We start from the raw sequence: 22,312 nt of genomic DNA, 5'->3' as shown, positions 1-22,312 counted from the left end.
CTTCAGCTTATCCGTCCGTGAGGGGCGGCTCGTCCAGGAGGATGCGCTCCAGTTCCGGCCGGCCCGGGAGGCGGGTGGGGCGGACGCTCTCGCCGCTCCGGACGAAGAGGAAGGTGGCCGTGACGTCGGTGAGCGGCAGTCCGTGCAGCTCGGCCCAGGCGAGGCGGTAGACGGCGAGCTGGAGGGGGTCGGCGGTGTTGGTGCGGCTGGTCTTCCAGTCGACGATCTCGTAGGTGTCACCCGTCCGGTACACCGCGTCGATACGGCCCCGGATCACCCGCCCGGCCAGGGTGATCTGGAACGGCGTCTCGACCCGGTACGGAGTGCGACGGGCGTACGGGGTGCGCTCGAAGGCCTCCTTGAGCTCGGCGAGATCGCGTTCGTCGGCGATGTCGGTGTCGCTCTCGTCACCGCCGGGCAGCTCGTCGGGGCCGAGCATCGGCAGCGGCAGTTCCTCGAAGCGGGACTCGACCCAGGCGTGGAAGCGGGTGCCCCGGCGGGCCGCGGGCTGCGGGGGCCTGGGCATCGGGCGGGCCAGCTCCTGGGCGAAGCCGTCGGGGTCGTCGGCCAGCCGCAGCAGCTGGGTGGCCGAGAGCGAGGCCGGTACGAGGACGTCGCGCACGGTGGCGCGGGCCCGGCGCAGCTCCCCGGCGAGCGCGTCCAGGTCGCGGTCCCAGGAGGCGAGGGTGCGGGACTCCTCGGGGGTGAGGCGCGGGGGGACGCTCTCGGGCGCGCGGGCCGCGGGGACGTGCGGGGGCTGCGAAGGCGGGGCGTCGTCGTCCAGGAAGGGGGACTCGTCCAGGAAGGGGTCGTCCTCGGGGAACAGCTCCTCGTCCGGGAACGGTTCGTCGTCCGGGAAGGCCTCGTCGTCGAGGGGAACCCCGTCCGACGAGGGCACCGCCCCCGCGCCGTCCGGCGCTGACGCCCCCTCCGACGCGGACACCCCGCGCGCGTCAGGCACGGGGCCGGCCGTGGCCAGCGCGGCCAGGTGGGCCATCACCGTGTCCGCGGCAGCCCTGCGCCGGGCCAGCGCGGTGTCGTCCAGGGGCAGCGGCCAGGCGTGGCCGTCCGCCGACTCGGCGAGGGCGGGGTTCTCCTCGTCCTCGGCCGGCTCGTCCGCCCAGGCCTCGATCTCGCCGTGACCGGCCTCGCAGTGCTCGTACAGCGCGTGCAGGAAGTCCGACGGACCGCGCGGCTTCTTCTGGCTCGGGCCCCACCAGTGGCCGGAGCCGAGCAGCAGGGTGCGGGGCCGGGTGAAGGTGACGTACCCCAGACGCAGCTCCTCGGTGTGCTGGTGATCCTTCATCTCCTCCTTGAAGCCCTTGAGGCCCTTGGCGTCGAAGGAGTGGATGACGGGCAGCGTGGCCGTGTCACCGCGCAGGGCGTGCGGGAGGACCTTGGACTGGGAGGTCCAGGCGTCGCGGGACTGGCCGCTGGGGAACTGGCCGGTGACCAGGCCGGGCACGGCGACGACGTCCCATTCGAGGCCCTTGGACTTGTGGGCGGTGAGGACCTTGACGGTGTTCTCGCCGCCGGGCAGTGCGTTGTCCAGGCCCTTCTCGTACTGCGCGGCGGTCCGCAGGAAGCCGAGGAAGGCGAGGAGGGTGGCCTCGCCGTCGACGGCGGCGAAGCGGGCCGCGACGTCGAGGAAGTTGGCGAGGGTCTCGCGGCGGCGGGCGGCCAGGGCCTGCGGGGACGCGGAGAGCTCGACCTCCAGGCCGGTGGTGCTGAGGACCCGGTGCAGTACGTCCATCAGCGGGTCGGCGAGCGAGCGCCGCAGATCGCGCAGTTCGGCGGCGAGCCGGGCGAAGCGGATACGGCCCTCGGCGGAGAACGGCAGCCGGTCGTCCTCCTCGCCGCCGGAGTCGAGGAAGGTGTCCAGGGCGTCGGCCAGTGAGATCACCTCGGCCGGGTCGACGCCCTCGACTGCTTCGGCGAGGCGGCGGTCGGGGTCGTAGTCCTCGTCGTCGCCATGGGAGGCTCGGTGGACCAGGAGGCGGGCCCGACGGCCGAGCAGTGCCAGGTCGCGGGGGCCGATCCGCCAGCGGGGGCCGGTGAGCAGCCGGACCAGGGAGGCGTTGGCCCCCGGGTCCTGCAGGACCTCGCAGACCGCGACGAGGTCGGCGACCTCGGGAAGGTGGAGCAGCCCGGCGAGACCGACGACCTCGACCGGGATGTCCCGGGCCACCAGGGCGGCCTGGATCTGCGGGAAGTCGCCGGCGGTGCGGCACAGGACGGCGATCTCGCCGGGCGCCCTGCCCGTCCGCACGAGGTGCGCGATCGAGTCGGCGAGCCAGTCGATCTCCTCCGTGTGGGTGCGCAGCAGCGCGCAGCGGACGATGCCGTCGCGCTCGGCGCCGGTGGCGGGGCGCAGTGCCTCGACGCCCTCGTGCATGGCGCGCAGCGGTTCGGCCAGTCCGTTGGCGAGGTGGAGGAGGCGGCCGCCGCTGCGGCGGTTCTCACTGAGGGAGTAGCGGGTCGCGGGCGCGCCGTCGGCCTGCGGGAAGTGGCTGGGGAAGTCGTCGAGGTTGGCGACGGATGCGCCGCGCCAGCCGTAGATGGCCTGGCAGGGGTCGCCGACGGCGGTGACCGCGTGTCCGGACGCGATGCCGTCGGGGCCGCTGCCGAAGAGGGCGGAGAGCAGGAGCCGCTGGGCCACGGAGGTGTCCTGGTACTCGTCGAGCAGGACGACCCGGTACTCCTCGCGCAGGATCGCGCCGACCTCGGGCCGGGTCAGGGCGAGCTGTGCGGAGAGGGCGATCTGGTCGCCGAAGTCGAGGAGGTCGCGGCTCCGCTTCGCCTCCCGGTAGCGCCGGGTCAGGGACAGCAGTTCGCGTCGGGCCTCGGCGGTCTCGGGGATCTTGCGCAGTTCGGCGTTGCTGAGCTTGGCGCTCTCCAGCTCACGGAGCAGTTCGGTGTCGTACTCGGCGAGCTGTTCGGGGCGGACGAGGTGTTCGGCCAGCTCGGCGTCAAGCGCCAGCAGATCGCTGACCAGGGTGGGGAACGACCTGGTCAGGGCCGGGTAGGGGCCGGGGGCCTCGCGCAGGACGCGGGCGGCGAGCTGGAAGCGGGTGGCGTCGGCGAGGAGGCGGACGGTGGGTTCGAGCCCTATCCGCAGCCCGTGCTCGGTCAGCAGCCGGCCGGCGAACGCGTGGTACGTGGAGATGGCTGGTTCGCCCGGCGGGTTGTCCGGGTCGATCACGTCCGGGTCGGTGACACCGGCCGCGATCAGGGCCTTGCGGACGCGCTCCGCCAGCTCACCGGCCGCCTTGTTGGTGAAGGTGAGGCCGAGGACCTGCTCGGGGGCGACCTGTCCGGTCCCCACGAGCCACACCACGCGGGCCGCCATCACCGTCGTCTTCCCCGACCCGGCTCCGGCGACGATCACCTGCGGGGCGGGCGGCGCGGTGATGCACGCCGTCTGCTCCGGGGTGAAGGGGATCCCGAGGAGCTCCTTGAGCTGCTCGGGATCGGTGATGCGGGAGGTCACTCCACAGAGGCTAACCGGACGCACTGACAACCCACGAAGCCGTGAGCGCCCTCGCCCCGGGCCCGGGGTGAGGCCCGCGAAACGGTGTGAGGAAACGCACGGCGTCCGGGGACGATCCGGGTGCGGACCGCGTCACGGTCGCGCACAAGCCGCGGGAGACCGTCTAGATTGGCCGCTTGTCGCATCAACAGCCTTACGAGGACGGTCATATGAGCGCCGACGCCCCCGCCCCCGGCTCCGCGGACCCCACCGCCGAGCTGAGGAAGCGCATCGACACCACGAAGGCGCACCCGGCCCGGGTCTACGACGTCTTCCTCGGCGGCAAGGACAACTACCCGGCGGACCGCGAGGCCGCCTCGATGGCACTGGCCGCCAACCCGCGCGGGTATCTCACCGTGCGGCACAACCGGGACTTCATGCGGCGCGCGGTGACCCTCGCCGCGAAGGCCGGGACCCGGCAGTTCCTGGATGTCGGCGCGGGGCTGCCGACCCAGCAGAACGTCCACCAGATCGCGCAGGCCGTCGCCCCGGATTCGAGGGTCGTGTACGTCGACAACGACCCGGTCGTCCTCGTCCACGCGCAGGCGCTGCTCACCAGTGGCCCCCAGGGCCGTACCGACTACATCGAGGCGGATCTGCGCGACCCGGGCAAGATCCTCGAAGCCGCCCGCGCCACCCTCGACTTCGACCGCCCGGTCGCACTCGTGCTCGCCGCCGTCCTCCACTTCATCGAGGACGACGAGGCCTATCCGATCGTGCGGCAGCTCGTCGAGGCGCTGCCGTCGGGCAGCCATCTCGTCCTGAGCAACGTCAGTTCGGATCTCAACCCCGAGCAGGTCGGCCAGGTGACGAAGGCGTTCAAGGAGCGCGGCTTCGCCATGGTGCGCCGCTCGCACGCCCAGGTGGAACGTTTCGTGACGGGCAACGGTCTGGAGATGCTCGATCCCGGAGTCGTCCCGGTGCACCGCTGGCGCCCCGAGCAGGTCATCGATCTGCCCGAGGCCGCGGACCCGGATCCGGAGTTCGTGGCGGGCCTGGACGAGCTGGACCGCACGCGCTACCAGGACATCAACGACGTCACCGACGCCGACGTCAGTGTGTACGGAGTGGTGGCCCGCAAGAACTGACCCGGGGCCCGCCGCTACTCCAGGACGTGGCGCCCTTCCGGCTGCGCACTGCACGAGGCCCTGAAGGTGCAGTGGGTGCAGTGCTGGCCGGTCGTCGGCGTGAACCGTTCGTCCAGGACCCGGCCCGCGGCGGTCGCCAGCAGGTCGGAGACCCACTCGGTGTCCGGCGGCTGCTGTGCCTGCACCTTGGGGACGGCGTCACCGCCCTCCTTCTTGGGAGCGGGCTGGCGCAGCTGTACGAGTTCGGCGCCGCCGGACTCCGGGCGCCGGCCGTCGAAGACGTCGTCTACCGCGCCTTCGCGGACGGCCAGCTGGTAGACCGCGAGCTGCGGGTGGCGGGCGACCTCGTCCTTCGTCGGGGACTGCTTGCCCGTCTTGAAGTCGACGACGTAGGCCCGGCCCTCGGCGTCCCGCTCCACGCGGTCCATGGAGCCGCGGATGCGCACCTCGTACTCGCCCGCCTCCAGGGTCACGTCGAAGTCGTGCTCGCTGGCGGCCGGGGTGCGGCCGGTGCGGTCCATGACGTGCCAGCGCAGGAAGCGTTCGAGGGCGATGCGCGCCTGTTCCTTCTCCTGCTGCGACTTCCAGGGGGCGTCGAAGACCAGCCCGTCCCAGACCGAGTCGAGCCGTTCCATGAGGACGGCCAGGTCGGCGGGGCTGCGTCCGGAGGCCACCTCGTCGGCGAGTACGTGGACGACGTTGCCGAATCCCTGGGCGGCCGTCGCCGGGGCGTCGGCCTTCACCTCGCGGCCGAGGAACCACTGGAGCGCGCAGGTGTTGGCGAGCTGGTCGAGCGCGCTGCCGGACAGGGCGACGGGCTGGTCCCGGTCGCGCAGCGGAACGGCCGAGCGGGTCGGCTCGTACAGGCCCCACCAGCGGTAGGGGTGGGCCGACGGCACGAGCGGCTGCCCCTCGTCGTCGGCGAGGGCGGCGAGCCGGGCGAGGCGGTGGGCGGCCTCCTCGCGCAGGGTGTCGGACGCGTCGGGGTCCACGGTGGTAGCGCGCAGTTCGGCGACGAGGGCGGCGACGGCGAGGGGGCGGCGCGGGCGGCCGGTGACATCGCGGGGTTCGGCGCCCAGCTCGGTCAGGAACCGGGACGGCTGGTCGCCGTCGTCAGCGGGTGCCTTGACGGCGGTGACGACGAGGCGTTCGCGGGCCCGGGTGGCCGCCACGTAGAAGAGGCGGCGCTCCTCGGCGAGGAGGGCGCCGGGGGTGAGGGGCTCGGCGAGGCCGTCGCGGCCGATCCGGTCCGCTTCGAGCAGCGAACCGCGGCGGCGCAGGTCCGGCCAGAGGCCCTCCTGGACCCCGGCGACGACGACCATGCGCCACTCAAGCCCCTTGGAGCGGTGCGCGGTCATCAGCCGTACGGCGTCGGGCCGGACGGAGCGCCTGGAGAGGGTGTCGGCGGCGATGTCCTGGGCGTCGACCTCTTCGAGGAAGTTGAGCGCGCCTCGTCCGCCGGTGCGCTCCTCGGCGCGGGCCGCGGTGTCGAACAGGGCGCAGACCGCGTCGAGGTCGCGGTCGGCGTTGCGGCCGCCCGCACCGCCGCGCAGCGCGGCGCGCTCCAGCCTGCCCGGCCAGGGGGTGCCGGACCACAGTTCCCACAGGGCCTCTTCGGCCGTGCCGCCGCCTTCCAGGAGTTCGCGCGCCTTGCGCAGCAGGGTGCCGAGGCGCTGGGCGCCGCGGGCGTACGCCGGATCGTGCGCGACGAGCCGCTCCGGCTCGGCTAGGGCGCGGGCCAGCAGATCTCCGGAGGGTGCGGGCACCCGGTTCCCGGCGGCGCGTTCCTCGTCGCGCAGGGCCCGGCCCAGGCGGCGCAGGTCGGCGGCGTCCATGGAGCCGAGCGGGGAGGCGAGGAGGGTCAGAGCGGTCTCGGTGTCGAGCCAGGACACCGGGGCGGAGGCCCCGGATTCCGCCCCGGCCTCCGCTGCCGGGCCCGCGTCCGCGTCCGCTTTTGTGTGGAGCGCCGCCGTGGCCACCGTGCGCAGGGCGGTCAGGAGCGGGGCGACGGCCGGTTCGTGGCGCAGCGGGAGGTCGTCGCCGTCGACCTCCAGGGGCACGCCCGCCGAGGTCAGGGCCCGGCGCACCGCGGGGATCGTACGGCCGCCGGCCCGGACCAGCACCGCCATCTCGCGCCATGGCACGCCGTCCTCCAGATGCGCCCGGCGCAGCAGGTCCGCGATGTTGTCGAGCTCGGTGGACGCGGTGGGATAGGTGTACGTCTCGACGCCGCCGCCCTCGCGGACCGCGCCGAGCTCCCGGTGGGCCCGGACCTTCGCCGAGGGCAGCCGGGTCAGCGGCATCCGCCGGGTGAGCAGCCGGGTGGCGGCAAGCAGCCGGTCGCCGGAGCGGCGTGAGGTGGTGAGGACGCCGACCGGGGCCGGAGCGCCGTCCGCGCGCCGGAACATCTCGGGGAATTCGAGGATGCCGTTCACATCTGCGCCCCGGAAGGCGTAGATCGACTGGTCCGGGTCGCCGAACGCGATCAGGTTCCGGCCACCGCCGCCGCCCGGGGTGCTCCCCCGGTTGCCGGCCAGCGCGTGCAGCAGCCGCACCTGCGCCGGGTCGGTGTCCTGGTACTCGTCGACGCACACCAGGTCGTAGCTCCCGGCCAGCAGAGCCGACACCTCGGGGCGCTCGGCGAGCAGCACCGCCCGGTGGACCAGTTCCGCGTAGTCCAGCACCCCCTGGGCGTCGAGGACGTCCAGGTACTCGGCGAGGAACTCGGCGGCCGCGCTCCAGTCGGGCCGGCCGGTGCGCCGGGCGAAGTCGGCGAGGGCGTCCGGGCCGAGGCCCAGCTCACGGCTGCGGGCGAGCACCGCGCGTACCTCGTCGGCGAATCCGCGCGTGGTCAGGCAGGCGCGCAGTTCGTCGGGCCAGCGGATGTGGTCGTGGCCCTCCTTCTCCAGATCGAGCTGGCCGGCCAGCAGATCGCGGACCGTGACGTCCTGCTCCGGTCCGGAGAGCAGCCGCAGCGGGTCCGCGAAGAGATCGGCGTCCTGGTGGGCGCGGACCAGCGCGTAACAGAAGGAGTGGAACGTGGTGGCCTGTGGGCCCCGGACCGCGCCGAGCCGGGCGGCCATCCGGTCGCGGAGTTCGACGGCCGCCTTGCGGCTGAAGGTGAGAACCAGGATGCGGGCCGGGTCGGCGCCCCGGGCGACGCGGGCGGCGACCGCCTCGACGAGCGTGGTGGTCTTGCCCGTGCCCGGTCCGGCGAGGACCAGCAGCGGACCGCCGGGGTGGTCAACCACCGCACGCTGCGCTGCGTCCAGAAGAGGAGGGTCCACGGAGCCCGGCAGGGTACGCACCAGCCGGTACGCGCCCGTGGTCGGCTGCCGTGCCGGACGGTACGGGCTGTGCCGGGTGGTGGAGGAGGAACTCACGTGGGTCGCCGGTCCTGGTGGGTGTGCTGATGGTGGGGATGCGGCTCGTGCCGCGAACTGACGACGCTACTCCGGCGCCGGCCCCGATTGCGGCGGGACGGCTGCGTGGATCGTCACGTTCCGCCCGGGCGGACGGAGCGGGGCCGGCGGGCCCGCCGGTGTCCGTGTCCCATGGCTCCGGTACGCCGCGTCCTTCTTGTACGGCCCGTACTTCCTGCGCGGGCCGTCCTTCCCCTACGTCTCATGCCGGTCGTACGTCTTGTGCTTCCTGTACGCCGTACGGGCCCGGCTCCGCCCGATGGGCCACCGGATGGCCGAAGCTGTCAGGTGTGAGCACCCCCGCCGCCGTCCGCGCCCGGACCGCCCGCCATGCCGCCCGCCGCTGGACCGGTGACGCCGTCCCACCGTGCGCGTCTCATGTCGAGACGCGGGACATGGCCGTCCGCGCTGCGCGGGGCCTCGCGCAGCGGGGTGCTCTCCTCGCGGTAGTGATTCAGGGCACGCAGCTCGTGGCCGGGCAGCAGCGTCCCGTCGGAGCGCACGACGCGCCACCACGGCACCGCTCCCCCGTACAGCGCCATGACCCGGCCGACCTGACGCGGGCCGCCGTCCCCCAGCCACTCGGCGATGTCGCCGTAGGTCATGACTCGGCCGGGCGGGATCAGTTCGGCCACATCGAGCACGCGCTCCGCGTACTCCGGCAACGCGTCGCTCGTCGGGTGTTCGCTCATCCGGCCCATCCTGCCGTACGCCACCGACAGCCCTGCCGATTCCGCGTGCGGCCGGACACGGAGCGTGCGCACGGCGGGAAAGGGGCGTATTTTGCGCTTCGCGCGCCCCTGCATCCCACCCTGATGCCCGCCTCCGTCCGTAGGCCGTGCCACCATCATGCGGGCGGTGACCGGTGATACGAGAACACGAAGACCAATCAGAGGCGACGAAGGAGCAGGGCGTGCAGCCACCGAAGGCGGCCGACGCCTCTGATGCCGAGCCGCACCCGGAAGAAGCCCGGCCGGATCCGGACACCGGTCCGGAGAACGCTTCCGGAAAGCCGGCCGGCTCGACGCTCTCCACCGCCGAAGAGGAACTGACCGAGCGCGTCTCCGGGGACGAACCCCTGCTCCCCGCCCGGGTGCACCGCCCCTCCGATCTGCTGCGGCTCCTGATCGGCGTCCTGGCGATCGTCGTGCTGTTCTCCGTCGCCGCGTTCGCCCACGGCACGACCACCGGTCTTGAGGAGGACATCAACAAGGGCACCGGACAGGCGCCCGACGTGCTCATCAAGATCGCCGGTCTGGTCTCCAGCATCGCCGTGCTGCTCGTCCCGGTCGCCTTCGCCATCGAGCGGCTGATCAAACGGGACGGGCTGCGGATCGCGGACGGGGTCCTCGCGGCCGTACTGGCCCACGGGGTGACGCTCGCGGCGGATCTGTGGGTCGCCAAGACCGCCTCCGGAACCATTCAGGACGCCCTGACCCAGCCCCAGCCCGGTGACGCGCTCACCGATCCCGTGCACGGCTATCTCGCCCCCGTGATCGCCTATATGACAGCGGTCGGGATGGCGAGACGACCACGCTGGCGGGTCGTGCTGTGGGTGGTGCTGCTGCTCGACGCCTTCGCCATGCTGGTCGGCGGGTACACGACACCGCTCTCGATCATCCTCACGGTACTGATCGGCTGGACGGTGGCGTACGGCACGCTGTACGCGGTCGGCTCACCGAACGTCCGGCCGACCGGCCAGCACCTGATGGCCGGACTGCGCCATGTCGGCTTCCGCCCCGTCACCGCGATGCGGGCCGACGACGTCCCCGACTCCGGCGACCAGAACGACCGCGGACGCCGCTATCTGGTCTCCCTGGAGGACGGCCCGCCGCTCGATGTGACGGTCGTCGACCGGGAACAGCAGGCCCAGGGCTTCTTCTACCGGGTGTGGCGCAGGCTCACCCTGCGCGGGATCACCCAGCGGCGTTCCATCCAGTCGCTGCGCCAGGCGCTGGAGCAGGAGGCGCTGCTCGCGTACGCGGCCATCGCCGCCGGCGCCAACGCCCCCAAGCTGATCGCCACCTCCGAGCTGGGCCCCGACGCCGTGATGCTGGTGTACGAGCACATCGGCGGGCGCTCGCTGGACGCGCTGGAGGACGCCGACATCACCGACGACGTGGTGCAGGGCGCCTGGCGCCAGGTGCAGTCGCTCCAGTCGCGGCGGATCGCGCACCGCAGGCTCACCGGTGACGCGCTGCTGGTGGACCGTTCCGGCAAGGTGTTCGTCACGGATCTGCGCGGCGGCGAGATCGCGGCCGGTGACCTGGTCCTGCGGATGGACGTCGCCCAGCTGCTGACCACGACCGGTCTGCGGGTGGGGCCCGAGCGTGCGGTGGCGGCCGCGCTGGCGGTGGTCGGTCCGGACACCGTCGCGGACTGTCTGCCGCTGCTCCAGCCGATCGCGCTCAGCCGCTCCACCCGGGCGCATCTGCGCAGACTCGCCCGGGAGCGCTCGCAGCGGGAGCGCGAGGCCGTACTCGACGCTTCGGACGCGGCCAAGCGGGCCAGGACGCAGAGCGCGCAACCGGCCGAGGACGCGGACCGCAAGACCGTCCGCAAATCGGTGCGCACCGAGAAGCAGGCCGAGAAGCGGGCCCTGGACGACGCGCTGGAGGAGGCCCGCGAGGAGGACCTGCTCTCCCAGATCCGCCGGGAGGTGTTGCTGATCCGGCCGCAGGCACCGGTCGAGCCGGTCCGTCTGGAGCGCATCAAACCACGCACGCTGCTCAGCTTCATCGCGGGCGCCATCGCCGCGTACTTCCTGATCTCGCAGTTCACCCAGGCCGACTTCGGTGCGGTGGTCGAGCAGGCCGAGTGGGGCTGGGTGGCGGCCGCGGTCGGCTTCTCGGCCCTCAGCTACGTCGCGGCCGCGATGAGCCTGCTGGGCTTCGTGCCCGAGCGGGTGTCGTTCGGCAAGACGGTGCTGGCGCAGATCGCCGGGTCGTTCGTGAAGATCGTGGCGCCGGCCGCGGTGGGCGGGGTCGCCCTGAACACGCGTTTCCTGCAACGCGCCGGCGTACGCCCGGGGCTCGCGGTCGCGAGTGTCGGCGCCTCGCAGCTGTTCGGTCTCGGCTGTCACATCCTGCTGCTCGCCGCCTTCGGCTATCTGACCGGCACCGAGAAGACCCCGTCCTCGCTCACCCCGTCCAGGACCGTGATCGCGGGGCTGCTGACGGTCGCCGTACTGGTGCTGGTCGTGACGGCGATCCCGTTCCTGCGGAAGTTCGTGGTGACCCGGGTGCGCTCGCTGTTCGCCGGAGTCGTACCGCGCATGCTCGACGTCGTGCAGCGTCCGCAGAAACTGCTCACCGGCATCGGCGGAATGCTGCTGCTGACCGGCCTGTTCGTGATGTGTCTGGACGCCTCGGTACGGGCGTTCAGCGGTCCGGACACGCCGCACCTCAGTTACGCGAGCATCGCGGTGGTCTTCCTCGCCGGCAACGCGCTGGGCTCGGCGGCGCCGACTCCGGGCGGTATGGGCGCGGTCGAGACGGCGCTGACGCTGGGGCTGATCGCGGTCGGTCTGCCGAAGGAGGTCGCGGCCCCGGCAGTGCTGCTGTTCCGGCTGATGACGCTGTGGCTGCCGGTCCTGCCCGGCTGGATCTGTTTCAACCACCTGACCCGCAAGGGCGAGCTCTGAGGGCTGTCCCCCAGCCCCGGCGGAACGGCTCTCGGGCGTCCCGGCGAAGTCCCCTGCGCCGGTCCGGGCCGATGGCCACCCGCTTGGACCGGCGCCCCGTGCACCCTCCCGGTCCCCGCCGCACGATGGAGCGATGAGGACCTCCCCTGCCCTGCGCGCCGCGGCCCTCGCCGCCACTGTGACCGTGCTGCTCCCCCTCACCGGCTGTTCGGACGGCGGTGACGAGAACGCCCCGGACCGGTCGGAGAGCTCGCCGCACGCGGCGAACGCCGCCGCGAGCTCCGGCCCGTCCGCGCTCGCATCCCAGAAGCCGAAGTGGAAGACCTGCCCAGCCCCCTCCCAGGCGGAGGGCGGCGGCGCCGCCCCCTCCCCGCTGCCCGGCGGGGCTGTCTGGGAGTGCTCGGTCATGCAGGTCCCGCTCGACTACGCCAAGCCGTCCGGCGACACCATCGACCTGGCGCTCGTCCGGGCGAAGGCCATCGACAAGAAGAAGCGGATCGGTTCGCTCATCTTCAACTTCGGCGGCCCCGGCGCCTCCGGCGTGGCCACGCTGCCCGCCTTCGGCACCGAGTACGACAAACTGCGCACCCGCTACGACCTGGTGAGCTTCGATCCGCGCGGGGTCGGCCGCAGCGCCGGGGTGAAGTGCGAGAGCGACAAGCAGCTGGACGCACGCTACGAGAGCGACGGGACGCCGGACGACGCCGCCGAGGAGAAGGCGTTCATCACGGACACCAAGACGTACGCGGCGGCCTGCAAGAAGAACTCGGGCGCCGAGCTCCCCCACGTCGGCACGGAGAACGCCGCCCGCGACATGGACCTGATGCGCCAGGTGCTCGGCGACGACCGGCTGCACTACTTCGGCATCTCGTACGGCACCGAACTGGGCGGCGTCTATGCGCACCTGTTCCCGAAGAAGGTCGGCAGGTCGGTGCTGGACGCGGTGGTGGACCCGACCGAGGACTCCGAGCAGTCCTCCCTGGGCCAGGCCAAGGGGTTCCAGCTCGCACTGGACAACTTCGCCGAGGACTGCGCGAAGCGGGGCGACGCCTGCAAGCTGCCGGGGTCCGACGCCGACGAGATCGAAAAGGGCGTCGGCGATCTGCTCGACCGGCTGGAGAAGAAGCCCGTGTCCGGCATCGGCGCACGGAAACTGACGGAAACGCAGGCCACCACGGGCGTTGCGGCGGCCCTGTACTCGAAGGAGACCTGGCCGCTGCTGGAACAGGGCCTGGACGAGGCCGACGGCGGCAACGGCGGACTGCTGCTGGCCCTCGCGGACTCCCTCAACGGCCGCTCCGACGACGGCCACTACGACAATTCGGCAGCGGCCTACACGGCCATCAGCTGTGCCGACTCCAAGGAGCGGTTCACGCTGGAACAGACCAAGGCGAAACTGCCCGCGTTCCGTGACGCCTCGCCGGTCTTCGGCGACTACCTGGGCTGGGGCCTGATGGCCTGCACCGACTGGCCGGCTGCGGGCACCTGGGAGCACCCGGACGTGAGCGCCCCGGGCTCGGCGCCCCAGCTGGTCATCGGCAACACCGGCGACCCGGCGACCCCTTACAAGGGCGCGCAGGCGATGGCCGCCGAACTGGGCAAGGGCGTCGGCGTGGAGATGACGTACAAGGGCGAGGGGCACGGCGCGTACAACAGCGGCAACGCCTGTGTGCAGAAGGCGGTGGGCGGTTACCTGCTGGACGGCAAGGTGCCGGCCGCCGGAACGGTCTGCGGCTGAGGCCGGGCGGTCCCGGGGCCTGTCCGGGCATGCGACCTACCATGGGCGCACTGTCGACCGGGCAGGCACAACGGGGAGGGACGGACACGTGGTGTCATACGCACGGGCCGGGGCGCTGGCCGCAGCCGCGCTGCTGCTGACGGGAATGCTCGCGGGCTGCGAGGACGGTACGGACGACAAGCCCGGCAAACGGGCGGCCGGCAGCCCGCCCGCTTCGCCGTCCGCCGCACCCTCGTCCGCCGCGAGCGGGAAGCAGGAGCTGCCGGCGCTGCCCGGCTCGCTCACCTCGCAGGACCTGGCCTGGAAGCGCTGCGGGGCGCCCGCGGGCGGCAGCGCCCCGGGTCCGGACTGGCGCTGCACGACGGTCCGGGTGCCGCTGGACTACACGAAGCCGGGCGGCGCCACGATCGGGATCGCGCTGATCCGCAAGGAGGCCCGGGACAAGGGCAGGCGCCTGGGCTCGATGCTGTTCGACTTCGGTGGCCCGGGCGGTTCGGGGGTCTCCATCCTGCCGCGCGCCTCCGGTTCGTACACAAAGCTCAACACCCGCTACGACCTGGTGGGTTTCGATCCACGCGGGGTGTCCGGGAGCGCCGGGGTGCGGTGCCGCTCCGACCAGGAGCAGGAGGCCGCCGCCCGGAAGGTCGACATGACCCCGGACACGGCGGCGGAACAGGCGGCGTTCATGAAGGACGGCGCGGACTTCGGCGCCGGCTGCGAGCGTCTCTCCGGCAAGGTCCTGCCGTTCGTCGGCACGACGAACGCCGCCCGGGACATGGACCTGATCCGCGAGGTGCTCGGCGACCGGAAGCTGACCTACTTCGGGATCTCGTACGGCACCGAGCTGGGCGGCACCTACGCGCACCTCTTCCCTTCGCGCGTCGGGCGCACCGTCCTGGACGCCGTCGTCGACCCGACGGCGGACACCGTCGGTCACGCCCGCAACCAGACGACCGGCTTCCAGCGGGCGCTGGACAACTACCTCAAGGACCGCGGCCAGGACCCGGAAGCGGGCACCCGCCGCATCGCCCGGCTGCTGGCCCGGATCGACAAGAAGCCGTTGCCGACCGGTACGGCCCGTGAGCTCAACGAGTCGCTGGCCCTCACGGGCATCGTGATGCCGCTCTACTCCAAGGACAACTGGCCGTATCTGACGCAGGCGCTGGACGAGGCGGAGGGCGGCCGGGGCAGCATGCTGCTCCAGCTGGCCGACTCGTACAACGGCCGTGACGAGAAGGGGCATTACGACACCGAGAGCCATGCGCAGCGGGCCATCTCCTGCGCGGACAGCAAGGCCCGGCCGACAGCGGCCGAGGCGAAGGCGCTGCTGCCCGAGTTCGAGAAGCTGTCGCCGGTCTTCGGCGCGTTCCTGGCCTGGGACACCGCGGGCTGGTGCTCCCACTGGCCGGTGAAGGGCGAGCACGACACCCCGGAGGCGAGCGCTCCGGGCGCCGGTCCGATCCTGGTCGTGGGGACGACGGGCGACCCGGCGACACCGTACGAGGGGGCACGGAAGATGGCGGACGAGCTGGGCAAGGGCGTCGGCATCATGCTCACCAACAAGGGCGAGGGGCACGGCGCCTACGGCGGGAACAGCTGTGTGACGTCGACCGTGGACACGTACTTCCTGGACGGGAAGGTCCCGGCGGACGGCAAGACCTGCTCGTAGCGGAGCGCGGTGGATACGCCGAAGGGGCCGGCCCGCACGATGCGGGCCGGCCCCTTCGAGGCGTTCGGCCTGTGGCAGTCCGGAAGGCTCCGGGCAAAGGCGCTAGTACACCGGCTTCTCGGGCTCGATCTGGTTGACCCAGCCGATCACACCGCCGCCGACGTGCACCGCGTCGGCGAAGCCCGCCGACTTGAGGACCGCGAGGACCTCGGCGCTGCGGACACCGGTCTTGCAGTTCAGGACGATGCGCTTGTCCTGCGGGAGGTCCTGGAGGGCGTTGCCCATCAGGAACTCGTTCTTCGGGATCAGCTTTGCGCCGGGGATGGCGACGATCTCGAACTCGTTCGGCTCGCGGACGTCGATGAGCTCGATCTTCTCGTCGCCGTCGATCCACTCCTTGAGCTGCTTGGGAGTGATCGTGGAGCCGAGCGCCGCCTCCTGGGCCTCCTCGGACACGACGCCGCAGAAGGCCTCGTAGTCGATGAGCTCGGTGACGGTCGGGTTCTCGCCGCAGACCGCGCAGTCGGGGTCCTTGCGGACCTTGACCTGGCGGTACTGCATCTCCAGGGCGTCGTAGATCATCAGCCGGCCGACGAGCGGGTCGCCGATGCCGGCGAGCAGCTTGATGGCCTCGTTGACCTGGATGGAGCCGATGGACGCGCAGAGCACGCCCAGCACGCCGCCCTCGGCGCAGGACGGAACCATGCCGGGGGGCGGCGGCTCCGGGTAGAGGCAGCGGTAGCAGGGGCCGTGCTCGGACCAGAAGACGGACGCCTGTCCGTCGAACCGGTAGATGGAGCCCCAGACGTACGGCTTGTTCAGCAGCACCGCGGCATCGTTGACGAGATAGCGGGTGGCGAAGTTGTCCGTGCCGTCCACGATCAGGTCGTAGTCGGCGAAGATCTCCATCACGTTCTCGGCTTCGAGCCGCTCCTCGTGAAGGACCACGTTCACCAGCGGGTTGATGCCGAGCACCGAGTCCTTGGCGGACTCGGCCTTGGACCGGCCGATGTCGGCCTGGCTGTGGATGATCTGGCGCTGCAGGTTCGACTCGTCGACCTCGTCGAACTCCACGATGCCGAGCGTTCCGACACCGGCGGCGGCCAGGTACATCAGAGCCGGCGAGCCGAGACCGCCGGCGCCCACACAGAGCACCTTCGCGTTCTTCAGCCGCTTCTGCCCGTCCATCCCTACATCCGGGATGATCAGGTGGCGGGAGTACCTGCGGACCTCGTCGACGGTGAGCTCAGCAGCTGGCTCGACCAGGGGTGGCAGCGACACAGGAACCTCAACAATGCAGGTGGTCGGTTTCTACGTACTTCGGCTACGTACGGTTGTTCTTGCGGTAACACTGCCACGCCCCTCCTCATTCCGAGATACCAGGTCCGATCCGCGAGACGATTTCGTCCCAGTACCTGGGCAGTGTCGCGAATGGATCGCTTTGTCCACGCCCGTTCACCGGATCCGCCTCACCCGTGCGGTCGGTGAAGAAGATCGTCCCGGCCCCCTGCCAGCGGGCGATGCGCATCGCCTCCTCCAGGTGGGTGCGCGGGACGCCGTGGACGAAGTGCGCGAACCGGCCGGGCGGGTAGGCGGCTGTCCACTCCGCCACCTGGGACCAGCGGTAGTCGGTCCACGCGCCGCGGAAGGTGACGAGCTGGTCGGCGGCCTCGGCATAGCCGGGATACGGGTGGGTGTCGTGACCCAGCACCAGGTGTCCGCCGTCCTGCGCGCTGTCGCAGTCGGCCAGGAGCGCGGCGAGCGTGCTGGTGAGCCGGCGCACCGCCGGCAGGTCGGCTCGCTCGGCCGGGCACCGGTCGAGGTAGAAGCCGTCCACGCGGTACCAGTCCAGGAAGGACCGGGCGTCGGCGGTCAGTTGGCCGAAGGGCCGGTTCCCGTGGGCCAGGTCGAGGCGGCCGAGCAGCCGGCCGGCCGAAGCCCGTACGGCGTCCAGCGCCTCCTCGCCGTGCACCGCGCGTTCGCGGGCGTTGCGGAGCCGGCCGGCGGCCTCCAGGCAGTGCGGGTCGGGGCGGGTGCCCGGGCCGTTGTCGATATCCAGGACGGCCCAGTGCAGCGGGGTGCCGGGGCGGGCCAGCTCGGCCCATTCGACGGGTGCGAGCAGCGGGTGCGCATAGCCGGGGACACCGAAGCCGAGCTGTTCGGCGCCGCTGGTCCGGCGGGCCGTTCCGGTGCTGGTCAGATACGGCACGCCGCCTCCATCCAGATATCGGCGAGGGACTCCTCCAGATTGATCCGGGGGCGCCAGCCGAGCCGGTCCCTGGCGGTGCGCACATCGGCCTGCTGCCAGGCGCCGCAGCCGTCCGGGTAGGGGGACGGGGTGGCCGAGAGGTGTTCCATGACCGATTCGGTGGAGGTACGGGGGGCGCCGATGGGCAGCCGTCCGGGGGGCGTGTCCAGCTCGTGGAGCGCGCCGGCGTACCCGGCGACCTTGGCGAGCACGGCGGCGGCGTCCCGGAGCCGGACGGCCCGGCCGGTGCCGATGTTGACGACGCCCTGGGCGGCGGAGAGCGAGGCGGCGTGCACGGCGCGCGCGACGTCGCGCACGTCGACGAAGTCGCGCTGCACCCCGAGGCCGCTGAGCTTCAGCTCGCCGTCACCGGACTGCATGGCGCGCCGCATCGCCTCGGCGAGCCGGCCGAGCGGGGAGCCGGCCGGGGTACCGGGACCGACCGGCGAGAAGACCCGCAGCACGACCGCGTCGAGGCCGGAGCCCAGGACGAGTTCGGTGGCGGCGAGCTTGCTGACGCCGTACGGGCCGCCGGGGCGGGGGATGGCGTCCTCCGCGGTGGACGAGCCCGGCTGGGAGGGCCCGTACTCCGAGGAGCAGCCGACCTGGACCAGCCGGGCGGTGCAGCCGCTGCGCCGCATCGCCTCGCAGACGGTGGCGACGGCGACGGTGTTGTGGCGGGTCAGGTCGCGGGCGCCGCCTCGGGTGGCGCCCGCGCAGTTGACGACGACTCCGGGGTGGACGGCGTCCAGGAAGCGGGTGAGCGCTCCGGGGCTGCCGCCGGCGAGGTCGAACCGTACGTCGGCGTCGTCGCCCCGGCCGAGCGCCGTGAGGTGTACGGCGGGGTCGGCGAGCAGCCGGTCGGCGACGAACCGGCCGAGGAATCCGTTGGCTCCGAGCAGCAGCACCCTCATCGTGCGCCCCCTGGGTGCCGACGGCGGGCTGCCGGTGCGGGGTATTGGGGGGTCATGTCCGGTGTCTCCTTGAGGCAGTTGCGTACGGTGCGGGAAGGGACCCGCGGCGTCGGCTCCGCGGGGGCTGTGGGGTGCGTCAGGCGGCGGTGTGGGCGGATGCTCGGGAGAGGGCGACGGTGGCGGTGGTCAGCAGGCCGAGCGCGGCCGCGCCGCAGGCCACGGCCGGTACGGCTCCGGTGCCCGCCACTTCCACGAGGACGTCGACGGGCCGGGCCACGGCGTCGAGACCTGGCAGCCGCCCGGCCAGGATCAGGGCGGGTGCGGCGGCCTCGACGGCGCAGGCGGCGGCGAGTCCGGCGGCGGCCGGTTCGGGGAATCCGTGGACGGTGAGGAGCCGGGCCAGCAGGAGCAGTACCCCGAGGCCTGCCGCCCCGACGGGGGCGCCGCCGTCCCCGGTCCCGAGGCCTGCCAGGTACAGGAGCCCGGCCAGGACGCAGAGGAAGAACGCGACGGCGCCGAACAGCAAGGGGCGCACACCTGCCGCGAACTCCTCCAGGGCGCGGCTGCCGTTGAGTTTGCGGTGTGCGTGTACGGAGAAGAGGTGCACGCACCAGGCTGCCGGGGCGACCGCCACGGCGAGCCCGAGCAGCGGCGCGGGGGTGATGTCCCAGGGGCCTTCGGGCCCCCCGCTGAGGACCTGGTGGAGCAGCGCCTCGCCGTACAGGGCGTAGCCGAGCAGCCAGCAGCCGTACAGGTTGGCTGCTCCGGCGGAGCGGCCGCCGGTGGAGAGCGGGCCGCTGTGCAGGGCGAGAGCGAGCCCGATGAACGCGAGGAGCGCGCCACCGCTGCCGATGGCGAGCCGCGCCTCGCCGCCGAGCACCCCGTCCGTGAGCCGTAGCGAGAGCAGCGTGGCCAGACAGGCGGCGCCCGGCAGCAGCGCCCGGAGCGACCAGGCGGCGCGCGTCTGGATGTCACGCGCCGGAGCGGGAACGACTCCGGCGGGCTCCCCCGCGATTCCCGGTACCCGCGCGAACAGTTCCTCGGCGAGCGAGAACACGTCACGGTGGCGGTAGCGGGCGGCGGTGCGGTCCGTGACGCCGTGGGCTTCGAGCCCGGCGGCGATCTCCAGCGGATCGACGGCACGCTCGCACAGATCGCGGTGCCGGTGCATGAGCGACTTCACGGGGTCGGCGGGACCACGCCGTCCGGTGCTGAGCTTGCGCGCAGGGGCGGCGTGCGCGATCTCGGGCGCACGGGTGGAGACGTGCGGCTCCGGAACGGGCGCGGGTGCGGGCGCAGGGGTGACCTGTTGGGCGGACGCGGGTGCGGCTTCGGGCGCAGGCGCGGGGGTGGCCTGTTGGGCGGACGCGGCGGTTTCCGGCGCGGTGTCCGGGGTGCCCGACGTGGTGTGCGGTGCGCGCTCCGGGGCGTCGTGCGCGGACGATTCCGGGGCGCCTCGCGGCGCGCACTCCGGGGCACCCTGCGGGCACATCTCCGGAGAGACGCCCTCCGGAGCACCTTCGGGCCCGGCCCCCGGGCTCGCGGACCGTGGCGCACCCTCCGGACCGTGCGGAGCCGTCTCCCGCCCGACCCCCGGGCCGGCGGATCGTGCCGCACCCTCCGGACCGCCCGGAGCCGCAGCCTCGGCCGTCGGCCCGGTCGCCACTCCGGAACCGGCTGCCGCTTCCGGCCCGGCGGTGGTGCGCGGGACCGGCTCGGTGTCCGTACCGCTCGCCACGGCCATTCCCGGCTCGGTGTCCGTACCGGCGACCAGAGGGGCCCCCGTCTCGCCCGCAGCCGCTCCCGTACCGCCCGCCTCCGGAGCCGGGGGTCCCCAGACCGGCTCGGAGGCATCGGTGGCCGGGGAGTCGGAGACCAGCGCTCGTGAGCGGGGGTCCCAGCCGCTTCCGGTCATCGGCGTGCCGGGCACCTCGGTCGGGCGGGCCATCGTCGTTCCTCCGTGCTTCTCACCGGGGGCGCCGGGCCGCCCGGACCGGTCTGTACGGCGGCCCGGCCCGGCCGCTTCCTGGTCACACATCGCCGTCCCCCGCTCCACGCGCCGCCGCGCAGACGCCCTGGCCCGCCCAACTGGGTGTGCGGTCGGCAGGTCCCGGCACCGGATCGTCGTCCGGCTCCGGCCACAGACCGAGGACGTGGGCCTCCGGAGGCGTGGCGAAGGGGCGCGGGCCGCCGCCGGCATGAGCCGCCGCCGCATCCCGGCGCACCGGCGCCCGCGCGATCAACTCCAGGTAAATGCCGCGAAATGCCGCGAGGTTCTGTTCGACCGTGAAGAGTTCGAGTGCGCGGGCGCGCGCCGCCGCTCCCAGGCGCGCACGGCGCTCCGGGTCCCGCAACAGCGCCAGACAGGCGTCGGCGAGGGCGCGGGGGTTGCGCGGCGGCACCACGAGCCCTGTACCGCCGATGACTTCGACGACCGCGCCGACATCCGTGGACACCGTGGCCCGGCCGCAGAACATCGCCTCGACCAGGCTGATCGGGAAGCCCTCCACCACGCTGGAGAGGACCACCACCCCGCCCGCGGCGTACGCCTGGGCGAGGTCGGGGACCTCCGCCCCGCCGATGTCCTCGAAGGAGACCGGATTGTCGCCGATGGCGTGCGCGTCGGCGGCCTCGTCCGGGAAGAGCTGGGCGGCGAGGGCGCGGCAGTGCGCGAGATAGGTGGCGCCCTCCGGCCCCTGGGCCGGCGCGCCGATGATCCGCAGCCGGGCGTCCGGTTCGGCCCTGCGCACCTCCGCGAAGGCGTGCAGCAGCGCGACCAGGTCCTTGGCGGGCTCGATCCGGCCGACCCACACCAGAGTGTCCGGGCCGCCGTCGCCCTCGTTCTCGCCGAGCGCCGCGAACCGGCCGGACTCCATGCCGGGGTAGACCGTGCGCACCTTGGCGGGCTCCGCACCGCAGCGCTCCTGCCAGCGGCGGGCGTGGGTGTTGCCGGGGGTGATGAGCGCGGCCTGGCGGTAGACCTCGCCGGCGAGGCTGCCGTGGAAGTTGGCGAGCAGGGCGCGCACCGGCGCACTCAGCGGAGTACCGGTCGCCGCGAGGTAGTGCGAGCGCAGCTGCACGGAGTGCTCGGTGACCAGCAGCGGCACCCCGAAGAAGCGTTTGGCCAGCAGGCCCGGCAGGGCGGCCGCACCTCCGGAGGTGGCGTGGCAGAGGTCCACGGCGCCGAGGCTCTCCTCGTCGTACCAGTCGAGGGAGAGCGGGCGCAGCACCCGGTCGAGCTCCGCCGCGAAGGCGAGGAGATCGGGGACGGTGGCGCTCTGTACGGTGCGGCCGGTGCCGGGCGCACGGCAGGCCGCCTCCAGGATCCGGACCGCGGTCTCGGAGCGGAGCGCCGCGGGAAGTCCACCGTGTTCGCAGGCCAGTTCGGCGAGTCCGTAGAGGCCGTCGGTGAACCGCGCGTCCGCGAAACCGGCGGCACGGTCCTCGTCACCGTGCTCGCTCCGGCCGGCGCCGAATTCTCCCTGACCGGCGGCCTCGGCGCCGTCACCCCGTTCGCCACCGGTCACACCCGCGGCACAGACCGAGGTGGCGAGCGCCGTGAAGTGGGTGGTGAAGCGCCGCCGTTCGCGCCGTCCGTAGGTCCGTGCGCCCCCACCGGTCAGCAGCCGCGAGAGCAGCCCCCGGGGGGCGTGCAGGCCCAGCGTGTCCTCGTCGGCGGTCCACAGCGGCGCCGTCCGCACCCGGCTCACCTGGAGCGGGAGCTGGACCCAGCCGCGCGCCTCCTGTTCGGCGGTGCGGCTGAGCGCGAAGAGATCGAACTCGTGCTGCGCGAGTCCGCGCACCAGACGGTCGCACCAGAGTCTGGACTCACCGGTCGCATACGGATAACCACCGTCGGTGAGGAGTCCGATCCGCACGAGCACACCCCCGATCTCCCTTGTGGGCGGCCACCGTTGGATCGGCGACTCGCAGCGGGACGACCGTAAGCGGATACGCCGGTTGGGGGTTGGGGGGGGGGAGTGGTGGGGGGGGGAACTCAGCCACAAGGGCGCATTGGACTACACCCGACGACAAAAAGAAAGAGAGTGACAGATGAAGTG

12 protein-coding genes are annotated in these 22,312 nt (G+C 72.9%); 4 read left to right on the top strand and 8 right to left on the bottom strand.

Annotated elements, in window-relative coordinates:
• Nucleotides 1-7: 7 nt before the first annotated feature.
• Entirely contained in the window at nucleotides 8-3,490 is a 3,483-nt protein-coding gene (locus ACFVW8_RS27325; protein ID WP_389694457.1) for a UvrD-helicase domain-containing protein, read from the bottom strand.
• A 209-nt stretch (nucleotides 3,491-3,699) separates the two neighbouring features.
• On the opposite strand from ACFVW8_RS27325, the gene ACFVW8_RS27320 reads away from it, so the two are divergent.
• Nucleotides 3,700-4,617, top strand: a complete 918-nt coding sequence (locus ACFVW8_RS27320; RefSeq protein WP_389694455.1) for an SAM-dependent methyltransferase — start codon at nucleotides 3,700-3,702, stop codon at nucleotides 4,615-4,617.
• 14 nt (nucleotides 4,618-4,631) lie between these two features.
• On the opposite strand, the gene ACFVW8_RS27315 is transcribed toward ACFVW8_RS27320, so the two are convergent.
• Together ACFVW8_RS27315 and ACFVW8_RS27310 are read right to left on the bottom strand one after the other, a co-directional pair.
• Nucleotides 4,632-8,000, bottom strand: coding sequence for an ATP-dependent helicase (locus ACFVW8_RS27315; RefSeq protein WP_389694453.1), 3,369 nt, complete (start codon nucleotides 7,998-8,000; stop codon nucleotides 4,632-4,634).
• A gap of 323 nt (nucleotides 8,001-8,323) precedes the next feature.
• Nucleotides 8,324-8,731: an MGMT family protein gene (locus ACFVW8_RS27310; protein ID WP_389694451.1), complete on the bottom strand. Its 408-nt coding sequence runs from the start codon at nucleotides 8,729-8,731 to the stop codon at nucleotides 8,324-8,326.
• A 221-nt stretch (nucleotides 8,732-8,952) separates the two neighbouring features.
• Between ACFVW8_RS27310 and ACFVW8_RS27305 the strand changes: the two genes are divergently transcribed.
• From ACFVW8_RS27305 to ACFVW8_RS27295, 3 genes are all read left to right on the top strand, one after another.
• Nucleotides 8,953-11,682, top strand: coding sequence for a lysylphosphatidylglycerol synthase domain-containing protein (locus ACFVW8_RS27305; RefSeq protein WP_389694449.1), 2,730 nt, complete (start codon nucleotides 8,953-8,955; stop codon nucleotides 11,680-11,682).
• A 133-nt stretch (nucleotides 11,683-11,815) separates the two neighbouring features.
• Nucleotides 11,816-13,420: an alpha/beta hydrolase gene (locus ACFVW8_RS27300; RefSeq protein ID WP_389694447.1), complete on the top strand. Its 1,605-nt coding sequence runs from the start codon at nucleotides 11,816-11,818 to the stop codon at nucleotides 13,418-13,420.
• A 145-nt stretch (nucleotides 13,421-13,565) separates the two neighbouring features.
• On the top strand, nucleotides 13,566-15,089 hold the full coding sequence (locus tag ACFVW8_RS27295; protein ID WP_389694476.1) for an alpha/beta hydrolase: 1,524 nt from the start codon (nucleotides 13,566-13,568) through the stop codon (nucleotides 15,087-15,089).
• A 102-nt stretch (nucleotides 15,090-15,191) separates the two neighbouring features.
• Here ACFVW8_RS27295 and moeZ read toward each other — a convergent pair whose 3' ends face one another.
• The 5 genes from moeZ to ACFVW8_RS27270 all read right to left on the bottom strand — a co-directional run bounded on the left by moeZ (nucleotide 15,192) and on the right by ACFVW8_RS27270 (nucleotide 22,129).
• Entirely contained in the window at nucleotides 15,192-16,370 is a 1,179-nt protein-coding gene (gene moeZ / locus ACFVW8_RS27290; protein WP_389694445.1) for an adenylyltransferase/sulfurtransferase MoeZ, read from the bottom strand.
• An 85-nt stretch (nucleotides 16,371-16,455) separates the two neighbouring features.
• Nucleotides 16,456-17,298, bottom strand: a complete 843-nt coding sequence (locus ACFVW8_RS27285; protein ID WP_389694443.1) for a spherulation-specific family 4 protein — start codon at nucleotides 17,296-17,298, stop codon at nucleotides 16,456-16,458.
• Complete coding sequence (locus ACFVW8_RS27280) at nucleotides 17,286-18,251, bottom strand: NAD-dependent epimerase/dehydratase family protein (protein ID WP_389694441.1); 966 nt, start codon at nucleotides 18,249-18,251, stop codon at nucleotides 17,286-17,288. The genes ACFVW8_RS27285 and ACFVW8_RS27280 overlap by 13 nt, the downstream gene beginning before the upstream one ends.
• A 136-nt stretch (nucleotides 18,252-18,387) precedes the next feature.
• Nucleotides 18,388-19,743, bottom strand: coding sequence for a hypothetical protein (locus tag ACFVW8_RS27275; RefSeq protein WP_389694474.1), 1,356 nt, complete (start codon nucleotides 19,741-19,743; stop codon nucleotides 18,388-18,390).
• A 538-nt stretch (nucleotides 19,744-20,281) separates the two neighbouring features.
• Nucleotides 20,282-22,129: a glycosyltransferase gene (locus ACFVW8_RS27270; protein ID WP_389694473.1), complete on the bottom strand. Its 1,848-nt coding sequence runs from the start codon at nucleotides 22,127-22,129 to the stop codon at nucleotides 20,282-20,284.
• Nucleotides 22,130-22,312: the final 183 nt, after the last annotated feature.

The sequence above is a fragment of the Streptomyces sp. NPDC058221 genome, assembly GCF_042882365.1.
Lineage (GTDB): Bacteria > Actinomycetota > Actinomycetes > Streptomycetales > Streptomycetaceae > Streptomyces.
The sequence above is the reverse complement of the archived record's forward strand: the minus strand, read 5'-3'. Positions and strand labels throughout refer to the sequence as shown.

Coding starts and splice junctions, on each gene's coding strand:
- ACFVW8_RS27300 (WP_389694447.1), top strand. CDS start 11,816: ATGAGGACCTCCCCTGCCCTGCGCGCCGCGGCCCTCGCCGCCACTGTG.
- ACFVW8_RS27280 (WP_389694441.1), bottom strand. CDS start 18,251: ATGAGGGTGCTGCTGCTCGGAGCCAACGGATTCCTCGGCCGGTTCGTC.
- ACFVW8_RS27310 (WP_389694451.1), bottom strand. CDS start 8,731: ATGAGCGAACACCCGACGAGCGACGCGTTGCCGGAGTACGCGGAGCGC.
- ACFVW8_RS27320 (WP_389694455.1), top strand. CDS start 3,700: ATGAGCGCCGACGCCCCCGCCCCCGGCTCCGCGGACCCCACCGCCGAG.
- ACFVW8_RS27275 (WP_389694474.1), bottom strand. CDS start 19,743: ATGTGCCCGCAGGGTGCCCCGGAGTGCGCGCCGCGAGGCGCCCCGGAA.
- ACFVW8_RS27295 (WP_389694476.1), top strand. CDS start 13,566: ATGCTCGCGGGCTGCGAGGACGGTACGGACGACAAGCCCGGCAAACGG.